Here is an 18,709-nt window from a genome sequence, read left to right as displayed (position 1 = left end):
AACCTGACTTACTTTAGTGTGAGACTCTTGATACTTTCGCTATCTGATCCGAGGATCAGCTCGCTTTCATCAAGCGCCCACACTTATCGGCTGTTAATTTTTAAAGAGCATTCTGCGAGGAACTTCGTGTTTCTCAGCAGCGCTGCGTTTTCAGCAGCAGAGAAGCGAGATTATGAACCGTGTTTCGCAGTTCGTCAACAACTTTTTTACTGCATCGTTGCGACTGCGGGGCTCAACTTCCAGGCCAGCTGTGCGCTCCAGACTGCTGCGCACCACCCACCCTGCTTCCCTTCTCCCGCGCCGCGTTTCCGTTAGCGCGAAAGAGGCGTGATTCTAAGCACGCGCCCCCGTCTACGCAAGCCCCTTTGTGAAAATATTTTGAAAAGCCCCCGTGCGCTCACGCGCACGGGGGCTTGGGGCTCGGCAGGCCACGCATCGCAACGCGAGCCCCCCTCTATTGATGTGACGTATGCCTGTCGTCCCGCTATATATGAGGTCGCGGAACGGACAAGGAAGCGGATGCCGTCGAGTATCATGCCGCGACCGAACCACGCATTCATATCCACGATGGACAGCACCTCTCAATCCGGCGACGCCGACCTTCGCGACGAATATGCAGCGCTGCGCGAGCGCGCCATCATCCTGGAAGAACAGGCCCCACCGCTTCTGCAGCGCATCTCGGATGTATTGCCGCGGATCAGCGGTGAATCCGAACTGGCGGACGAGCATCGCGAGCGACTCGTCGGTGCACGCAACGCAGCGATGGTCTCGATCGAAAACTATCAGCAGGCGATTCCTTTCCTGCAGACGGCCGATTCGATCATCGAGCAACTGGACAAGACGCCCGAGCGCGACGAAGACATCGAGTGGCGTGAGTCGCTGCTGCAACGGCTCGACGAGCTGATCGACGTCGCAGTCGTGATGATCGACGATGCGGAAGGTTACTTCGATCAGGCACACGCCTGCGATCTGTCCAGCGTGCCGAAAGCAATCCTCGAGGATTGAGCGACGCCGCTCGGGATCGCGTAGCGCACCGGCATGATGTCGTATGCGCCAGCCATCCCGATGTTTGCCGGCCTGCAGTCCCGGCCTGAAGCCTTCGCCGTCACGCGGGCCGCCGCCCTCCCGCAAAAGCTCGCCTTTTCGCTCCCCCCGTCGCCCGGGCCGCGCGACACGACTATGGTGCGTCGAGAACGATCGTCTCGCTCACGATCGGCACGCGGATATATCCGCCCTCCGCATCGCCATACGCGTGCGCATTCCCGTCGATGACGCATTGCGCCGTTAACGCGCAAAGGGTCGCGTCTCGCGCATCGACGGACTTCAGCGTCGACACGTCGACGCCCAGTCGTTCCAGCAATTGCCGGCGCTGGTTGCGTTTCTGCTTCGCCGATGCGACGGCCTTCCCCAGCATCGCGCAGGTGATCGCATAAGGATAGGTTTCGAAGCTCGCGCGCCCGCCCGCATAGTGGGCGCCGGTCAGCAGCGGATAGGCATCCGCGAGCGAGCGGTAGACACGCTCTCCCATGAACATCCAGTCGAAGAAACCTGACGTGCTTGCAACCGCCTGTTCCCGCGACGGCGTCGGAAAGCACGAGATCCGTTCGCGCGCGAGCGCCTGTTCGGCCGCGCGGCGCCCGCTCCCCGTCCACCACAGGCTCGGTGCGTCGACACCCACGGCCACGACGTCATGGGCGAGGCACAGCGCAGGCACCGCCTCGGGCGCGATCCGTTCCTCGCGGTAGACGACTGTCCGTCCGCGCAGGATCACGAGATCGCACTGCTTCTTTTCGCCACCCACATCGACACCCGCGACGGCCGGCGATTGCCACGTGGCGGATCCGAAGGATCGAGCGGATCGCATGCGGGCGCCTCAGTCCGCCGGCCGTGCGTCGTAGGCGGTGTCGAAGATCGCCTCAAGACCGGGATGCACACCGCGCATCGGGTCGACGACCGACTTCGCCCAGTCGAAATACGCCTGCTTGCGCTCGAGCGGCCAGTCCGCGGGGGGATGCCGCGCGATGTCGCGCAGGTTGCAGATCTTGTCGGCCAGCTTCACGAGCTTCGCGCGCCGGCTGATGGTCGCCGCATGCTCGACCTGCAGACGCTTGCGCTCCTCCTTCGGCAATGACTTGTCGTCGGTGACTTCCATCACGATGTCCGCCACGTCCTTGCCGAACAGTCGCAGCAGTTCCTGCTCGGTCGTCTCGGTATCCTCGACCGTGTCGTGCAGCACGGCCGCGACGATCACACGTTCGTCCTCGACGCCGGCCTCGTTGGCCAGCACGTCGGCGAGTGCGATCGGATGATTGATGTACGGCGACGCTTCTTCGTCCTTGCGCCGCTGATTGCGATGCTTGTCTGCCGCGAATGCGATGGCGGCTACCAGCTTTTTCATATTCCCCCCTCGTGTGGCCTGGCCCGCGACCGGCAGAACCGGCCGCGTGCATTTCGGAACCGCACATACTACCTGTTCGTGATGACCCTGCCCGCGCGCCGGCATTCACGCACACCCTGCGTCACGCGCCCGCCGGTGCGCGCTGGAGCTCGACCACGTTGACCCGCGCGCCGAATACATCTTTCACGAGCGGCAGCAGATGGTCGTGGTGCGTCAGGAACAGCACCTGGGTTCGCGTCGACAGATCGCGCAGCGCATCGAGGCCGGCCTTCGCGCGCGCATCGTCGAAGTTGATGAACAAGTCGTCGGCCACGAAAGGCAGTGCGGTCCGGCTGCCGAGCTGCAGCTCCAGCGCCGCGATCCGCAGTGCGAGGAACAACTGGTCGCGCGTCCCTTCGCTCAACCCGGCGACCTCGACCGATGCCCCCTGCGTCCGTCGTGCATACAGGGCGGGCGGCGTCCGTTCGGTATCGACGGTCAGCCGCGCGAATTCGCCCAGCGTAAGCCCGGCGAAAATCTCGCCCGCACGCCTGAGCATCGGCCCCTGCTTCTGGTCCCGATAGCGATCCGTCGCCCACTTCAGCAACCGGCTCGCCGTGGCCGCCTCCAGATACTGTTCGGCTGCTTCGCCCATCGCCGCCAGCGCTTCCTGTCGCTTCGATTCGGCAACGGCCGCGTTCGCCTGGCCGTCGATCGCGCCGAACGCCTGATCGGCCACGACCTGCTGCTGGGCAAGCTCGTTCAACCGCTTGCCGACGTCGCCGAGCGACTGCTTCACCGCTTCGAGGTGCGCCGGTACGTCGGCGATGTCCTGTTCCGCGACTTCCGCTTCGACGGCGGACCGGGACAGGCCGTCACCATCGCGCACCAGTGCCTCGTGCGCCGCATCGACCGCCTGCCGAAGCTGGCGCTGGCGATCCGAGCGTTCGGCCAGCGGCAGCGCCGCGTCGATCGACGCTACGCCGGCGAGTTGCAGCAGCGGCTGGATGCGTGCATCGGCACCAGCCACCGCGGCCGCCGCGTCCGCGACCTTGTCGTCGGCCTGCCGAACAGCGTCGTCGGCACGGCCGATCGCGCGCGCGACTTCCCGGGCGGCCGCGAGGCGCATCGTCAGCCGGCGCGCGACGTCCAGCCAGTCTCCGCTCGTCAGCCATTCCGGCGCGAGCGCTTCGGCAAGCCGCCTTGCGCCCGCCTCGAGCGCGGCCAGCTCGGCGCGGATCGCGGCGATCCGGTTGCGCGGCGCATCGGCATCGGCCAGTTCGGCCGTCACCGCATTGGCGAGGCCGAGCGCACCTTCCGCCGCGGCCAGCGTCGCCGCGCTCGTGGACAACTTCGCGGCGGCCAGCGCGTCGCGCCATTGCACCTGCCACGCATCGTAGGCCGCCTGTGCATGGCCGACGCGCGATTGCGCCGTCGCGCATCCGCGTTCGGCTTCACGCGCGCGATCCTCGAGGCTGTCCTGCTGCGCGAGCGCTTTCTCGGCCGACTGCACGAAGGTCTCGGCGATCGCGACGAGCGCCGCCAAACCATCCGACTCGCCGCCTCGCGACACGGTACGCAGTGCCGTGCGCAGCGTGGTTTCTGCACCCGCCCGCGCGGCGCGAATCGTGTCGAATTCGCGGCGCAGCCGGTCGAGGTCGGCCTGCGCGGCGAACACCGTGTCGCGCTTCGCCAGCCAGTCGCCCATCGCCGCCAGCGGCATGCCGGGCACCGCGGCCGTCGTCGCGAGCGCGGCCCATGCGTCGCGATGCGCGGCGAGCTCACGCTCGCGCTCGTCCAATGCCGCCTGCTTGCGCGTCACGCCGGCACGTGAGGATTCGACCTGTTGGCGCAGCGACTGCAACGTCGCCGCCGCCTGCGTCGCGCCGAGCTGTGCGTCGACGAGTTCGTCCGCCAGGCGAATCGCGTTGTCGACCGCAGGTGCGCCCGTTGCGAGATCGACCGCGCCGCTGCGGATATCGCCCCACGCGCCGTCGCGTCGCGCGCGCGCCGCCAGCACGTCGGCGGTCGTGACGACCTTGTGGTTCTCCGCGAAGTGCTTTTCCTGCAGTTCGAGCCGCTCGAGCTCTTCGAGTGCGCCGTCCCGCGCGTCGCGTGCAGCAGCGACCGCACTCGCGCGTTCGCTGTCTTCCTTCAGCAGCGTGCCGAGCCGCGCCGCCGACGGCACGTCGAGCGCACGCAGCGTATCGACCGGCATGCGCCACTGGCCGAGCGCATCGAGTGCGCCGGACAACGTGCGTTCGGCGGCGGCGATTTCCTGTTCGAGCGCCTGCTCGCGCTGGCCACTGTTGCGAAAGCCCTGCGCATCGGCCAGCGCCGCACGCAGCGCCTCCGGCACGTCGACGGTCGACAGGCGCGCCTGTTGTTCCTGCACCTGCGCAAGCTCGCGCGTGCGTTCGTCGAGCGATTCGCGCGCGCCGGCAAGCGCCTGGTGCAGCGCACCGTGTTCGCGCAACAGGTTTGCAACGGTCTTCAGCGACAACGCGGTCGGCAGCGACGCACGCAGCGACGCTTCGTCCGTCGGCCAGCCGAGCTGGGCGGCCGCCGCAAATGCGGCGGACAAGTGCCGCTCGACATCCGCGCCGAGCAGCAGCAGATCCTGCGCGTGATTCATGCACGCGCCGCGCAGCCGGTCGAGCGCTTCGATGTCGGCTTCGAGCGCCAGCGTGTCGGCGTCGGCGTCGATCGCATCGCGCGCCTGCCGTTTTGCGAGCAGGTCGGCACGCCGTTCCTCGAGCACCTTCTGTTCGGCCGCGAGATCGCCCTGCGCCTTCAGCAGGTCCGCATACGCGGTGGGCGGCAACTCGACGACCGGGCCCAGTTCCGCCAGCGCGGCGTCCTTGACCGTCAGCTCCTTCAGGTATGGTGCCAGCCGTCGCACGCGTTCGAGCTTCGAGCGCAGCGCTTCGAGCCGACGCTGTTCGGCGCGTGCCTGCTCGATCTGCTGTTCGACCGCTTCGCGCGCGTCCTTGCGTTCGACCCAGTCGCGCGTGCGCACCTGAACCGTCTTCAGTTCGGTCACGGCTTCGTTGAACGACGATTCGGCGAGTGCAAACGCGCTGCCGCTGCGGCGCGGCGCCCAGAGCTCGACCGCACGCGCATCGAGCTCCTCACGCACCGGCCCGAGACTGCCGACACCGGCAGCCGATTCGAACAGCACCTGGCCGAGCTTATCGGATGCGTCGAGAATGCTCCGGCCGCCGTCGACCAGACGCCCGTGATCGAGCCCGAACATCTGTTCGAAGAATTCGCGCGTGGCGCCGTCAAGGACCTCGGCCAGAAAGTCGTCGGGCAGTTTGTCGTCAGCGGGTGTGCGCAGCGGACTGCGTCCGCGCGCGCGGTGGAACACGAGTTCGCCCGTGCCGCTCTCCAGCACGCCGCCGATCCGCAGTTCGGGCGTGCTGTGCAGGAAATCGAGCGGCGTTTGCAGCTTCATCCCGAACAGCAGCTCCGACACGGCCGTGCGGATCGTCGACTTGCCGGCCTCGTTCGGCCCCACGATCACGTGGAAATCCTCGCCGGCCGACGGGAATCGCAGCGTCTCGTCGGTGAACTTGCCGTACTTGATCAGATCGAGCTGGTTGATCCTCATCGCTTATTCCCCCCTCGCCAGCCGCGCGAGCAACGCGGGCCCGACCTGCTCGACGAGTGCGGTCAGCTCACCCGCGCGCGCCATCGTCAACAACGGCACCTCTTCCTTCACGTCGCTGCGCACCTTGCCGACAAACGGCTTCAGGTCGCGCTCGAGCAGTTCGAGGAAATCCGGATCGCGCGCGGCGTCGGCCAGGATCTGCTTCAGGTCCTCCAGCGCTTCGAGCTGCTCGCTTTCGCCCGGCTGATGATCGGCCGCGGACGTCGCGAGCCGAACCTTCTCGAGCCACAGCCGCTCGTTGCCGATGATGCCGATCTGGTTCAGCACCTCAGCGCGCAACTGCGGCGCGCGGCCGAAAAAGAGGCCATGCGCGGGCGTGCGCCCCGTGACCGTCACGCGCACCGCGCGCGGCACATGGCCGTCGACGGTCAGCAGCGCTTCCAGCGACTGGCCGATCTTTCTCGAGAGGTCGGCGACGGTAAGGCAATCGGACGCGTCGACCGACACGGCTTCCCAGCGCAGCACGTCGAGATACAGGCGCTCGACCTGCGTGCGGCCCTGCTCGACCGTCACGAGCACCGCGCCGCGGCGGCCCGTCTCGCGGATATGGCGCCCCTGCAGGTTGCCGGGAAACACCACCGTGGACGGCCCCGACCATTGCTGGAATTCGTGCACGTGGCCGAGTGCCCAGTAGTCATAGCCTTTCGCGTGGAGTTCGGCCAGCGTGCACGGCGCATAGTTCGCGTGCACCGTATTGCCTTCGAGCGCCGTGTGCAGCACGCCGATGTTGTAGTAACCGGGCACCGGGTCCGGATAGCCGATCGCGAGATTGTCGACGACAGCCTTGTCCTTGAAGCTCTGCCCGTGCAGCGCGACGTCGAATTCGGGCAGCTTGTGGGTTTCCGCCTTGCGGTGGCCGAACACGGTGACGTTGTCGGGCAGCGTCAGCTTCTTCGTCATCTCGCTTTCGGCATCGTGGTTGCCGCCGAGCACGAACGCGCGGATGCCGGCCTTGCGCAGGCGCCCCATCTGCTGGCCGAAGAAGATGCCTGTGTTGTGGTCCTTCCAGTCGCCGTCGTACAGGTCGCCGGCGATCACGAGGAACGCGACCTCCTCTTCGATCGCACGATCCACGAGCTGCCGCAGCGCCTCGCGCGACGCGTTGCGCAACTGCGCGGCCGGCGCGTCGGGATAGGCGCTCAGGCCGTGCAACGGGCTGTCGAGGTGTATGTCTGCCGCGTGGATGAACTTCACGAAGATTCCTTTGTTTCATGACGATGGGGCCAGCGATCGACGTACGATGCCGCCAGCCGGGCCATCAATCGCAATCCTGGTAGCCGCCGAGTTCGCCGCAATGGATGCAGCGAAACATATACGCGGTCGGCGAGCCGTCCTTGTCGAGTACCGCGAAGAAGCGCTCCCATTCGGCGTCCTCGTCGAGTCCGGTTGAATCCCGAATCGACGCAACGGCCTGCGGGCCGAGCGCCGTCAGTTCGCCTGCACCTGCCCGGCCAATGAACTGCGCGCCATCGCCGCAATGCGTCCACCACCGTTCCTGCTGCCAGCCCTGGAAGCCCGGCGTGCGGCAGGCGATTTCGTCGACGACCGCGTCAGGCACGTCATCCCATTCGCCGCCGCCGATGCCGTACGTGTCGGTAAAGACCGCATCGAGCCGCCCGTGTGCCGAACCGTCGGCGATGCACCACGGGCAGATGCTTTGCTCGTACTCGTCGACCGCGTACACGGAGCCTGCATACACGTAACCACGTGCATCGCCGCAACACACGCAGCGCGCGTCCGAGCGAATCACGCTGCCCGTTGCCAGCGGGTCGGGATGGTACCTGAAAGCGGGTAACGACATGAGGCTCTCCGTCGATCCGGATGGTGGGGGCGCACGCGATGCGAATTCGAACGGCCATTGTGCCGCAGCCCGGCCACGTTACTGCGGAATCCCGGTCTCGACAAACGTGCCGTTCACGAAACGATAGACGCGATGCGTTGCACCGCCGCGAGCAAGAAATTCCCACCGGATGTCGATGCCGACCGGGTCGTCGCGCCACGCGATCGCCAGGTAGGGCGATTGCGCGCCACCGTCGGTGTCGAGCGAAACGGAGTCGAGGCAGCTTTGAACCGGCAGCGAGAAACGCGGCACGGCATGGGCGCCGTGCAGCTCCAGCACGTACAGCGCCCCTTCTTCGCCCGCGCCGCAATAGCCTGTCGGGCGGCTGCTCGACGAGCGGTTGATGACGACCAGCAGATAGTCTTTGCCGTCGATCCGCTTCGGACGGTCCGACGGAAACGCAACACTCGATGCATCGCGCAATGCATGGTGAAGCGCGGCCGGCACGATCAGTGCCGATTTCCGGTGGCGGGCTGCGTCGACCTCGAACAACCCCGGGCGCGCCCATTCGATCTCGTGACCATTGGCGAGCCGCACCGATTCGGGCGCCGGCGTTTCGGCGAAGGCAACGGCGGCATTCGAGGCCAGCAGCGCCAGCGCCGCGAGCTTCAACGCCATCGATTTCGTCGGGATGATCCGTGTCCGCATCAATCGCGCAGGAGGGTCGTGAAGTTCATCGCATGCGCCGGCATGCCGTTCGGGCAGCCCCGATCCAGGAGCGCCCCGCGCGCGTCGTTCGTCACGACGCACGCGGCTGATCCACGAGGTGCCGTCACTCGCCACGCGGCACCGGCGGCGGTGCATAGCCGTTGTCATTGCCGGGGAACGGATTCGCGTTGCGGCGCAGCGCTTCCTCGTCGTTCTCCTTCTGCGCGAACACCGCGACGCCGATCACGCCGACGTTCGCGGCATCGCCATACTTCGAATTCGCGACATAGCTGTCGGGCACCGCCGCGAAGCGGAACGCGGCGACTTCGTCGCGGCTCTTGCGGAAACCCTCGATCGTCAGCGTGCGGCCCGGATACAGCACGTAACCGCCGTTCGTATAGCTGCCGGGCCGCCCCGACAGCACGTCGAGCCCGTCGACGCTCGACACGATCTCGAACGTACGGCGCCCCTGGTTGCGCAGCACGATCATGTAGCGCGAACCTTCGACGCCCGCCATGTGCCAGCGGCCGTCGCTGCGTGCCAGACGCAGCGGCGCGCCCTTTTCGTCCGTGAACGACAGCGCGATGTCGCCGTTGGCAAGCGCGACGCGGGTCGGCAACCGGCGAACCTGGGACGCGGGAGGATGTCCGGGCAACGCATCGTTGTAGTAGACCGACGCAAGATCCGTCGGCTTCGCCGGATCCGCGCGTTCGAAATCGACCTGGCGGGTTTCGGATCGCACCGACTCGCCCCATGCAGTGCCGAGCCCGCGGCGTTCGCTGGCGTCCGGTGCGGCGGCGGATGCGCTGGTACTGCCGGACGGCGGGGGCGACCCTGCGCAGGCGGCCAGCCAGAGCGCGCAGGCGAGCGCGAGAAGGCGGAACAGGATGGTCATGACGTGAGGCCTCGGAATGTTATCGGGCCGCGCCGGACTGGCCGGAACGGCGTTTTGGTGTCGTCTGTCGTCACGATGTCGATCGGACATGCTGGCCCGTATCGGACGGCGCCGCGATCGCGGCGGCCCGGCAACCGGGAGCCTCGCTATTTAAGCATGGCCGGCGGGCGATGGGCAGGGGGTGCACACGCCGCCCGTTGCCGGTCCGTGCCGGCAGGCGGGCAGGCCCGTCGCGTCGCCGGAGGGGTGGCGAACGCCGACGCATCCCGGTATCGAGGACGGGATGAACGGCGCGCCGCGCGCGCCCATAAAAAAACCCGGCCCGCATCGAAGCGGGCCGGGCTCTATCGGGAAGCGTGACGCTTACAGCGCGCCGCCTTGCGCCGACGCCGAACCCTTCACGCCGACCGATGCGCCACCCTGCACCGAGTTCGTCGCGCCTTCAAGCGCCTCGCCGGCCTTCGCCTTCGCGCCGCCTGCGACGTCGCCTGCCGTCGACACCGCGCCTTGCGCGTGGCTCTTTGCCGTGCCCGCGACGTGCTTCACGTGCGATTTCGTCGAGTGGACGGCCGATGCGGCGGCATCCTTCGCGGTGCCCGCTGCCGAGCCGACCGCATGCGTCGCACCGCCAACCGCGTCGCCGGCTGCCGAGCCCACGCCGCCGACCGTCTTGCCGACGCCGTTCAGCGCGCCGCCAACGGCGTTGCCCGCGCCCGAACCCGAGCCTGCCGCATTCGCGCCGGCGCCAGCCTGCACGCCCACGCCGCCACCGAGCAGCGGCGTCTGAACCTGCGCGCCGACACCTGCGGAACCCTGGGCACCGGTCTGGGCCGTCTGTGCGAAAGCAGCCGAAGTCGCCATCGCCGTCAGTGCAGCACCCACCAGAATCGTACGAATCGTGTTCATGGTCATTCTCCCCAAAGACGTTGTTGCTGCGGGCCGCCTTCGTGCGGCTTGTCGCATGCCTTGCCGCGACGTGCGGCAGGTGGAGCTAATGTAGCGGCGCGGACGCGCAAAACGACTGATTTGCGGGGACTGTTACTTCCGTTGCAAATGCTGACGATTGCCTCACATAGTTTGACAATCGGGGGCTTGCGGCGGAATTGAGCGGTGGATCGGGTGAACCTGGAGGCCTGCCGCGCGGAGCATGTCGCGGCCGATCGGGAAAACAGGCCGGCAAAAACGCCTGGCAGGGAAACCGGCCGCTTCGATAAGCATTCCAAAGAACGTGTATCGCCCAGCCGTCGGTGCGGCCCGACAACCGGCTCCTCGCGATGAGTTCGATATCGTCGGATACGCATGCCGCCGCACCGGCGTTCCCCGCTGCGCCGAACGCGAGCTTGAACGCCATTTCCGTCAGCGCGCTCACGGCCGGCCGGTCGACCGCTGTGCCTGGATCGCCATCGACTTCATCGAACGACGCCATCCACTGCGCGTCGAACGGCTTGGCATCGCGACTGTCCAGCGCGCGATTGCAATCCAGGTCGCCGAGGAAATCGAAAAAGCCCGGCACCGACAGGATGGCGTCCATTTCAAGCAGATGCACGCTCGTCATTGCGACACCTTCACGATGCGCGGCCCCGACCGCCCGTTGATGCATGCAGGCAGTTCGGGGCCGCGCGTCCTGCCCGGCTACGGCCGGAACGTATCGCCGAGCACGACGCCTTCACGCCGCGGATCGGTGCCGCCCTGCAACGCGGGCGACTGGCCGACCGTCACGCGCATCACGGTATTGACGCCGCTCGCCTGCGCGGACGTCGACACCTTGTGCCCGAGCGCGAGCAGCCCCGTGATCAGCGGATCGTTCGCCCCGTTGTTCGTCGTGTTGACGTTCGGATGCTCGCCGCCGATCGTGGTCGTCGGGCTGTTGCTCGCGCCGAAGTCGACGAGCCCCGCCGACTGCTGCGCGTCGAGCCCCCAGTCGAGCGCGCCGACGAGCGTCTTGACCACATATTGCGGAATCGTGCCGCCGCCCGGCGAACCGGTCGCCATCACGAAATCGCCGCGCGAACCGTCCGCGGCCTGCCCGAACACGATCGTCGGCGCCATCGAGCTGCGCGGCCGCTTGCCCGGCTGCAGGCGGTTGGCCACCGGATTGCCCGCGCTATCGACCGGGTTCGCCGAAAAATCGGTCAGCTGATTGTTCAGCAGGAAGCCGTTGGTCATGTGGAACGAGCCCATGCTCGACTCGACCGTCGTCGTCGCGCTCAGCACGTTGCCGTCGCCGTCGACGATCGTGAACTGGTTCGTGCCGTGCTCGATCAGCGTCGTGTCGACACCGAGCGGCACCGCGCCCAGATTGCCGGGCTGGGCGGTGCCCATGCTCTTGGTCGGGTCGATCAACGCCGCGCGCGATTTCAGATACGGCTTGTTCAGCAGCGTGTTCCAAGTGCCGCCCGGCAGCGGCACGAAATCCGTATCGGCCACGTACTTGTCGCGGTCGGCATACGCAAGCCGCTCCGCCTCGGTGATGAGGTGCACGCCCGCGACGGTCGGCTTGCCGCCTTCGAGATCGATCGCCGTCGGCTTCAACGACTTCAGGTCGTAATTCTCGAGAATGCCGAGCGCCGACGCGACCGCGATGCCGCCCGACGATGGCGGCGGCATCCCGCATACCCAGTAGCTGCGATACGTCGTGCACACCGGATCGCGGCGCTTCGCCTGGTACGCGGCCAGGTCGGCGACGGTCGTCTTGCCCGGCGTGAGCGTCGACCCGTCCGCGCCCTTCGTCGTCGCGATCTTCGCAACGATGTCCTGCGCGATCTGCCCCGTGTACAGCGCGTTCGCACCCGACTGCGCCATCAGCGTCAGCGTGCGTGCATAGGCCGGATTCTTCAGCACGGTGCCGAGCGTCTTCGGCGACCCATCCGCGTTCAGGAAATACGCGGCGGCCTCGGGGTCGCGCTTCAGGTTCGCGGCGTTGGCCGCGATCGCGTCGGCGAGCCGGCCACCGATCGGGAAGCCGTTGGTCGCGAGCGTGATCGCATCGCCGAACAGGTTCTGCCACGGCAGCCGGCCGTGATCCTGCTGCAGCGCCTCGATCAGCCTCGGCACGCCGATCGTGCCGATCGAGCGGCCGCTCGCACGTGCGTTCGGCAGCGGCGCGGAGTGGTCGGTCGCGTCATCGACGTAGCGCAGGTAGTTCTCCGTCGCGGCCGCCGGCGCGGTTTCCCGGCCGTCGTACGCCTGCAGCGTCTTGCCGCGCGCATCGTAGTAGAGCAGCACGCCGCCCGAGCCGAGGCCCGTTGCCTCGGGCACGGTCAGGCCGAGCACGGCCTGCACGGCGACCGCCGCGTCGGCGGCCGTGCCGCCCTTCTTCAGCACCGCGCAGCCGGCCGCGCTCGCGTACGCGTTCGACGTGGCCACCAGATAGGTCTTCGCATAGACCGGCTTCATCCCGGTGCGATAGCCCGACGACGCTTCCGGCAGCGACGGGTCGCCCGGCTGGTTCGAGCCCACCACGACCGTCGCGCCGCTGTTGTCGACCGCGAGGCAGCTCGCATCGGTGGAAGGTGCCGGCGTGCGGCCTGCGTCGTTCTCGACGTCGCCGCCGCATGCCGTCAACAGGGCGGCCGCGAGCAACGCGGACGCATACGGAAAAATCGCTGTTCTGTTCATTGTCTGCCGATGTTCTCGTAGGTCGTTGCGATGGACATCACGCTGCCTGCGACCCCCTCGGTGCGCCGGCAACGCGTTCGATAGTCCCATGAACAAAATTTTTTCCGCAATGAGGGATTGGCGTAGCACGGCCGGATGTTGTGTGCGCAACGTCGCCGATTACGCACGCGGGTTCGCGTGTTGCACTGCATCGCAGTGCGATGCGCCCGCGCGGCCGACGGCGTTACTTTGCTGCTCGTCGGCGCTTGCCGGCTGCGCCGCCGGCGCGCGCGAATCCGCTCTCCATCGTTTCGATCGCCTCGGAGAAGAAATCGAGAAACATCGTCATCGCGACGGTCGCGCTCATGTCGGCCCGCTGATAGATGCAGCTGAACGAACGCGCCCCCGCATCGGCAAGCGGCGTCCACGCGAGCCGGCCGGCGGCCACGTCGTCCGCGACGTTCTCGGCGATCAGGAAGCCGACACCCGCGCCTTCGGCCGCGAGGCGCCGCACCATCGGCACCGAGCCCGTCTCGATCAGCGGCCGCACGTTGCGCGGCTGCCGCGCATCGATCTGGTCGAACATCGCGCGCAGCTCCGTGTCGGGCGTCATCAGGATCAGCGGATGCGCGAAACAGTCGCGCAGCCGCACCTTGCCGCCGGGCGCCGCGAGCGGATGGCCGGGCGCCGTGACGACACCCAGCGGCTGTGCGAACGCGCGCACCTCGACGACGCCCGCCGCCGTGCGCCGGCGCAACGCATAGCCGATGTCGGCCTCGCCTGTCTCGACCCAGCGCACGATGCTCTCGCCGTTTCCCGAGCGCACGCTGTACGTGACGCCCGGATAGCGCTGCATCGCAGCGAGGATCGCGTCGGGCACGAGCCTTTCCGCGGTCGACGCGGGTACCGCCAGGTTCACGTGCCCGCGCCGCAGCGCACGCAGGTCCTCGACCTGCGTGAGCGCGTTGTCGAAGTCGCGCTGGCCGCGCCGCACGGCCGCGATCACGATCTCGCCGGCCAGCGTCAACTGCATGCCGCGCGGCAACCGGTCGAACAGCGGCACGCCGACCTGCTCCTCGAGATTGCGGATCTGCTGGTGCACCGCCGCAGCGGTCAGGTGCAGCGCGTCGGCCGCCTTGCGAATCGAGCCGCGCCTCGCGACCTCGTCGAAACAGCGGAATGTCTGCGATATCGAACGCATGCAAGGTCCGTTAGATTTTTCCGAACAGGCCGTCAAGAATAATCCAGTTTTACTGACCGTCCGGATCGTCTAGATTCCGCTGCATCCCCGCATCCGATTCGAATGGAGACCGCAGTGACAACCGTCGACCAGATTACCCAGCGCCGCCGTGGCGTCGGCCTCATCGCCCACGATCCCGCCCTGTCCGCGGGCGGCTATACGCTCATCGCGCCGCAGACGGCCGACGGCAACGTCTATCTCGTCGGCATCGACGGCGAAGTCGTCCATCAGTGGAAGATGCCCGTGCGCCCCGGCCGCCACGCGGTGATCCTCCCGAACGGCAACCTCGGCTACAACGGCAACCATCCGCAATCCGAATCGCGCTATGCGCCGTGGTCGATGTGGCATGGCGGCGACTTCTACGAAGTCACGCCGCAAGGCGAAACCGTATGGCGCTACGAGGATCCCGCGCACCACCACGATGCGCAGTGGCTGCCGAACGGCAACCTGCTCTACGCCGCGTGCGCGCCGGTCGACGCCGCGTTCGCGCGGCGCGTGCCGGGCGGCACGCCGCACGGCGACGACGAAGTGATGTATGCGGACGTGATCCGCGAAGTGAACCGGGCCGGGCAGATCGTCTGGGAATGGCATGCGCGCGACCATCTGCGGCCCGAGGATTTCCCGATCGCGGCCGGTTTCGGGCGCTATCACTGGCCGCTCGTCAACGGCCTCGCGGTCGATGCGAACGGCCGCGTGCTGATGAGCCTGCGCACGACGTCGGGCATCATCGGCGTGAATCGCGAAACCGGCCGCGTCGACCTGCGGATCGGACCCGACGTCGTGTCGCACCAGCATGCGCCGGTGCCGCTTCCGAACGGCAACATCCTCGCGTTCGACAACGGCAATTTCCGCCACGGCGCGCACGTCGTGTTCTCGCGCGTCGTCGAGATCGATCCGGCGACGCAACGCGTCGTGTGGTCGTATGCGGATGACGTCGTGAACCTGTTCTACACGCCGTTCATGGGCAACGCGCAACGCTTGCCGAACGGCAACACGCACGTCACCGAATCGTCGACGGGCCGGCTGTTCGAAGTGACGCCCGCCGGCGAGGTCGTCTGGGAATACGTGATTCCGTGGTTCGCCGAATACCCGGACGAAGCCGCGCGCAAGACCGGCCCCGGGCAGCTCAACAGCGTATTCCAGACGTTCCGCTACAGCGCCGCGCAACTGCCCTGGCTGCGGGCCTGACCGTTCGTTCACCGCCGGTTTCCGGCGCTCGTCGCCGTTCGCTTCGAAGGGGCCTGCCGTGTCGCACGATCCGATCTCAACACCCATCGACGCACGGCTGCCCGCCTGGCAGCTCGCGCTGTTCGGGCTGCAGCACGTGCTGTCGATGGCCGCGTCCCCGATCACGGCCGTGTTCCTGATCGCAAAAGTGCTCGCGCTGCCGGCGGACCTGACGGTCCAGTTGATCGGCGCGACGTTCTTCGCGTGCGGGATCGGCACGCTGCTGCAATCGCTCGGTGCCGGGCCGATCGGCGCACGCATGCCGTTCGTGATGGTGCCCGGCGGTGCACCGACGATGCTGTTCGCCGGCATCGCCGCGCAATCGGGCCTGCCGACGGCGGCCGGCTCGGCGTTGCTCGCCAGTGCGTTCTACTGGGTGCTGTTGCCCGTCTTCACGCGCTGCCTGCGGCTCTTTCCGCGCATCGTCGTCGGCGCGATGCTGCTGCTCGTGTCGGTCAACCTGATCCGGATCTACGCGGCGATCGTCGTCGGCCAGCCCGGTTCGGCCGACTTTGCCCAGCCGCGCGCGCTCGGTCTCGCGCTGGCCACGATCGTCGCCACCGTCATCGTGGCCGGTACGTTTCGCGGCACGCTCGGGCGTCTCGCGGTGCTGATCGGCCTGATGGCCGGTGCGACGCTCGGCTGGGCGCTCGATGCGATGCCGGCGCTCGCCGACGTGTGGCACGGCCCGCTGTTCACTCATCCGGTATGGCTGCCGTTCGGGATGCCGCGCTTCGACCTGCTGGCCGCGCTGCCGCTGCTGATCTTCACGGCGATCTCGATGGCCGAGGCCACCGCGCAGACGGTCGCCGTCGGTGAAACGTGCGGCAAGGCGATCTCGCTGTCGCGCGACGTGCCGAAGACGATACGCGGCGATGCGCTGGCGTCGCTGGCCGGCGCGCTGTTCGGCACGCCGTTGATCGTGACCAGCGCCGAGAATATCGGTGTCGTGCAGACGACCGGCGTGCGCTCGCGCTACGTGACGGCCGCCGCCGGCGCGATCCTGATCGTCATCGCGCTGTTCGCGCCGCTCGCGCGGCTCGCCTATGCGATTCCGGCCGCCGTGGTCGGTGGCACCGCGCTGGTCGTGTTCGCGATGATCGGCGTGATGGGCATCCGGCTGCTCGCCAGCGCCGACCTGCACGCGCGCGCCAACCAGTACACGCTCGCGGCCGCGCTCGTCGTCGGCCTTGCGCCGATCCTGGTGCCGAACCTGTATCGCCATTTCGGCTCACCGGTGCAGATCGTGCTCGGCAACGGCATGGCGGCCGGCACGCTCGCGGCCATTGCAACGCAACTGGCGTTCGCTGCGCTGGCGCGACTGAGCGGACAGGCGGGAACGGCATCGGCAACAGCACCTTCGCGCGACGCCTGACGGCGACGGCCGGCAGCGCGACACGCGCGCAAGCCCCGCTTGACGACGCCCGTCGTTCGACCGACAATCGCCGCTCCCTCCTGGCGCGGGCACTCGATCCAGCCGGCGTGTGCGTCTCCTCGACGCCGCCCCGGCTTCAGGTCTTCCAGTCCCGATCTCCGCGCCGCCGTGCCACGCACGCAAACCGCCGGCCCCGCCGGACACGCTCACGCAGGTATCGCCCCGAACGCCGGCTGATCGCCGCGCGGTCGCGCTTTCGCCTGCCCATTCATTTCGGAGTCCATTATGATGGTTCGTCTTTCCAAGGCAGCCATGGTGCTTGCCATGGCCTTTTTCGCCTCGCTCGTCGCGTTCGGCAACATCACCGACTACGCGACGAATTTCGCGTTCGTGCATCACGTGTTCCTGATGGACACGACGTTCCCCGGCAACGGGATCATGTATCGCGCGATCGGCACGACGTGGGTTCATCACGCCGGCTATCTCGGCATCATCTCGATGGAAACGCTGACGGCCGTGCTGTGCTGGATCGGCGGTGCCCGCCTGCTGCGCGCGCGACGCGCCGGCGATACGGCATTCCGCGCGGCCAAGGCGTATGCGATCGCCGGCCTGACGCTCGGCTTCCTCACGTGGCAGGTCGCCTTCATGTCAGTCGGCGGCGAGTGGTTCGGCATGTGGATGTCGAAGCAATGGAACGGCGTGCCGGACGCGTTCCGCTTCTTCATCACGCTGCTGCTCGTGCTGGTCTACCTGACGATGAACAACGACGGCATCGACGACACGCATACCGCGCACTGACACGCCGCTTGCATCGGGCCGGGCGGCCAACAGGACATCAGGACGATTGCCGGCGTGACCGCGTCCGGCTATAAATCGTGCATGGACACGAATCGCTGGATTCACGACCCCGTCGGCGCCTTTCGCGCGTGGCAGGAAACCGCCGCGACCGGCGCCGATCGCCGGCCGTTCGCGCCGCGATCGGTCGTGCAGCACGTCGCGATGTTCGAACGGTTCCTGCGTTACCTGACCGAACGACGCGTGTCGCTGGCCACGTTCGGACCCGACCACGTCGCGGCCTTCCTGGCGGAACTCGATCGCACCTGCATGCCCGGCACGTCGACCCGCGTGCGCTACGCGAAGCTGATCGACCGGCTGGGCCGGCATCTGGTCGACGCCGGTGTGCGCACGATCCATCCGGCCGGCCGGACGACGCGCGATTTCGCATGGCCGGACGGCGAGCCCGAGCCGTGCTATCTGCCACCCGATGCCGACGCGGCGCTGCAGCGCCACGTGCAGCCGCGGGCAAACGACACGCCCACCGACTGCCGGAATCGCGCGATCGTCGCGCTGCTGCTTGCGAGCGGCATCACGTCGGCCGAGATACGGGCGACAACCTGCGACGCGCCCGATCTCGACGCGCAGCCGCCTGCGCTCGCCGTGCCGCGCGATCGGGCGCGGCCGGCGCGCCGAATCACGCTCGCCGAATTTGCGCTGGCGCCGCTCGCCGCATGGCGGGTGCGCTCGGCAGACACGCCGGCATCCGCGTTGCTGTTTCCCGCGCCGCGCGGCGGTGGCGCGATGAAAGACATGATCTTGCTGCTCGTGGTGCGTGACGCGCTGACCGCGATCGGTTTCCACGCGGCGGACATGAGCCCGCGCGTGCTGCGCAATACGTATGCACGCCGCCAGTTGCTTGCAGGCCACGCGCAGGCCGACGTCAGTGCGATGCTCGGTCTCGTCAGCACGCGAACGGTCACGCGCATCCGGCAGACGCTGCCGCCCGATGCGGCCGCGGACCGCGCCGCGCACGAGCGCTGATCCGGCCCGCGCTCGGCGC

16 protein-coding genes are annotated in these 18,709 nt (G+C 67.7%); 5 read left to right on the top strand and 11 right to left on the bottom strand.

The genetic code is table 11. The features are described 5' to 3' along the window. Nucleotides 1-567: 567 nt before the first annotated feature. Nucleotides 568-1,005, top strand: a complete 438-nt coding sequence (locus tag CFB39_RS35735; RefSeq protein ID WP_256991534.1) for an ATPase — start codon at nucleotides 568-570, stop codon at nucleotides 1,003-1,005. Between the two features lie 172 nt (nucleotides 1,006-1,177). Here CFB39_RS35735 and CFB39_RS35730 read toward each other — a convergent pair whose 3' ends face one another. From CFB39_RS35730 to CFB39_RS35680, 11 genes are all read right to left on the bottom strand, one after another. Further along, the gene (locus CFB39_RS35730) at nucleotides 1,178-1,864 is read right to left on the bottom strand and encodes a DUF429 domain-containing protein (protein ID WP_089476504.1); all 687 of its coding nucleotides are present in this window, start codon (nucleotides 1,862-1,864) and stop codon (nucleotides 1,178-1,180) included. A gap of 9 nt (nucleotides 1,865-1,873) precedes the next feature. Then, the gene (locus CFB39_RS35725; RefSeq protein ID WP_043185438.1) at nucleotides 1,874-2,398 is read right to left on the bottom strand and encodes an HD domain-containing protein; all 525 of its coding nucleotides are present in this window, start codon (nucleotides 2,396-2,398) and stop codon (nucleotides 1,874-1,876) included. A gap of 121 nt (nucleotides 2,399-2,519) precedes the next feature. After that, nucleotides 2,520-5,990 carry a YhaN family protein gene (locus CFB39_RS35720; protein WP_089476503.1) on the bottom strand — a complete coding sequence of 1,157 codons (3,471 nt, stop codon included), beginning with the start codon at nucleotides 5,988-5,990 and terminating at the stop codon, nucleotides 2,520-2,522. 3 nt (nucleotides 5,991-5,993) lie between these two features. Further along, complete coding sequence (locus CFB39_RS35715; protein ID WP_089476502.1) at nucleotides 5,994-7,244, bottom strand: DNA repair exonuclease; 1,251 nt, start codon at nucleotides 7,242-7,244, stop codon at nucleotides 5,994-5,996. Nucleotides 7,245-7,308: 64 nt separating this feature from the next. Then, nucleotides 7,309-7,851 carry a CbrC family protein gene (locus CFB39_RS35710; RefSeq protein ID WP_089476501.1) on the bottom strand — a complete coding sequence of 181 codons (543 nt, stop codon included), beginning with the start codon at nucleotides 7,849-7,851 and terminating at the stop codon, nucleotides 7,309-7,311. A gap of 78 nt (nucleotides 7,852-7,929) precedes the next feature. Beyond that, nucleotides 7,930-8,508, bottom strand: coding sequence for a hypothetical protein (locus CFB39_RS35705; RefSeq protein ID WP_144030368.1), 579 nt, complete (start codon nucleotides 8,506-8,508; stop codon nucleotides 7,930-7,932). A gap of 154 nt (nucleotides 8,509-8,662) precedes the next feature. Continuing rightward, nucleotides 8,663-9,433 carry a hypothetical protein gene (locus CFB39_RS35700; protein ID WP_089430063.1) on the bottom strand — a complete coding sequence of 257 codons (771 nt, stop codon included), beginning with the start codon at nucleotides 9,431-9,433 and terminating at the stop codon, nucleotides 8,663-8,665. 363 nt (nucleotides 9,434-9,796) lie between these two features. Further along, nucleotides 9,797-10,339 (bottom strand): hypothetical protein, encoded by a 543-nt coding sequence (locus tag CFB39_RS35695; protein ID WP_089476552.1) that lies wholly within the window; start codon nucleotides 10,337-10,339, stop codon nucleotides 9,797-9,799. Between the two features lie 85 nt (nucleotides 10,340-10,424). Beyond that, a complete protein-coding gene (locus CFB39_RS41060; protein WP_241026101.1) occupies nucleotides 10,425-10,988 on the bottom strand; it encodes a hypothetical protein in 564 nt (187 codons plus the stop codon). Between the two features lie 77 nt (nucleotides 10,989-11,065). Beyond that, nucleotides 11,066-13,051 carry a gamma-glutamyltransferase family protein gene (locus CFB39_RS35685; RefSeq protein WP_089476499.1) on the bottom strand — a complete coding sequence of 662 codons (1,986 nt, stop codon included), beginning with the start codon at nucleotides 13,049-13,051 and terminating at the stop codon, nucleotides 11,066-11,068. A 223-nt stretch (nucleotides 13,052-13,274) separates the two neighbouring features. Then, a complete protein-coding gene (locus CFB39_RS35680) occupies nucleotides 13,275-14,231 on the bottom strand; it encodes a LysR family transcriptional regulator (protein ID WP_089476498.1) in 957 nt (318 codons plus the stop codon). Nucleotides 14,232-14,333: 102 nt separating this feature from the next. Here CFB39_RS35680 and CFB39_RS35675 point away from each other — a divergent pair, with 102 nt between their 5' ends. From CFB39_RS35675 to CFB39_RS35660, 4 genes are all read left to right on the top strand, one after another. Continuing rightward, the gene (locus CFB39_RS35675) at nucleotides 14,334-15,458 is read left to right on the top strand and encodes an aryl-sulfate sulfotransferase (RefSeq protein WP_089476497.1); all 1,125 of its coding nucleotides are present in this window, start codon (nucleotides 14,334-14,336) and stop codon (nucleotides 15,456-15,458) included. Between the two features lie 58 nt (nucleotides 15,459-15,516). Further along, entirely contained in the window at nucleotides 15,517-16,872 is a 1,356-nt protein-coding gene (locus CFB39_RS35670) for a uracil-xanthine permease family protein (protein WP_089476496.1), read from the top strand. A gap of 285 nt (nucleotides 16,873-17,157) precedes the next feature. Continuing rightward, the gene (locus tag CFB39_RS35665) at nucleotides 17,158-17,670 is read left to right on the top strand and encodes a DUF2165 family protein (RefSeq protein ID WP_089476495.1); all 513 of its coding nucleotides are present in this window, start codon (nucleotides 17,158-17,160) and stop codon (nucleotides 17,668-17,670) included. Nucleotides 17,671-17,751: 81 nt separating this feature from the next. Then, a complete protein-coding gene (locus tag CFB39_RS35660) occupies nucleotides 17,752-18,690 on the top strand; it encodes a site-specific integrase (RefSeq protein ID WP_089476494.1) in 939 nt (312 codons plus the stop codon). Nucleotides 18,691-18,709: the final 19 nt, after the last annotated feature.

This window comes from Burkholderia sp. AU6039, from assembly GCF_002223365.1.
In the GTDB taxonomy this organism is placed as follows: domain Bacteria; phylum Pseudomonadota; class Gammaproteobacteria; order Burkholderiales; family Burkholderiaceae; genus Burkholderia.
The sequence above is the reverse complement of the archived record's forward strand: the minus strand, read 5'-3'. Positions and strand labels throughout refer to the sequence as shown.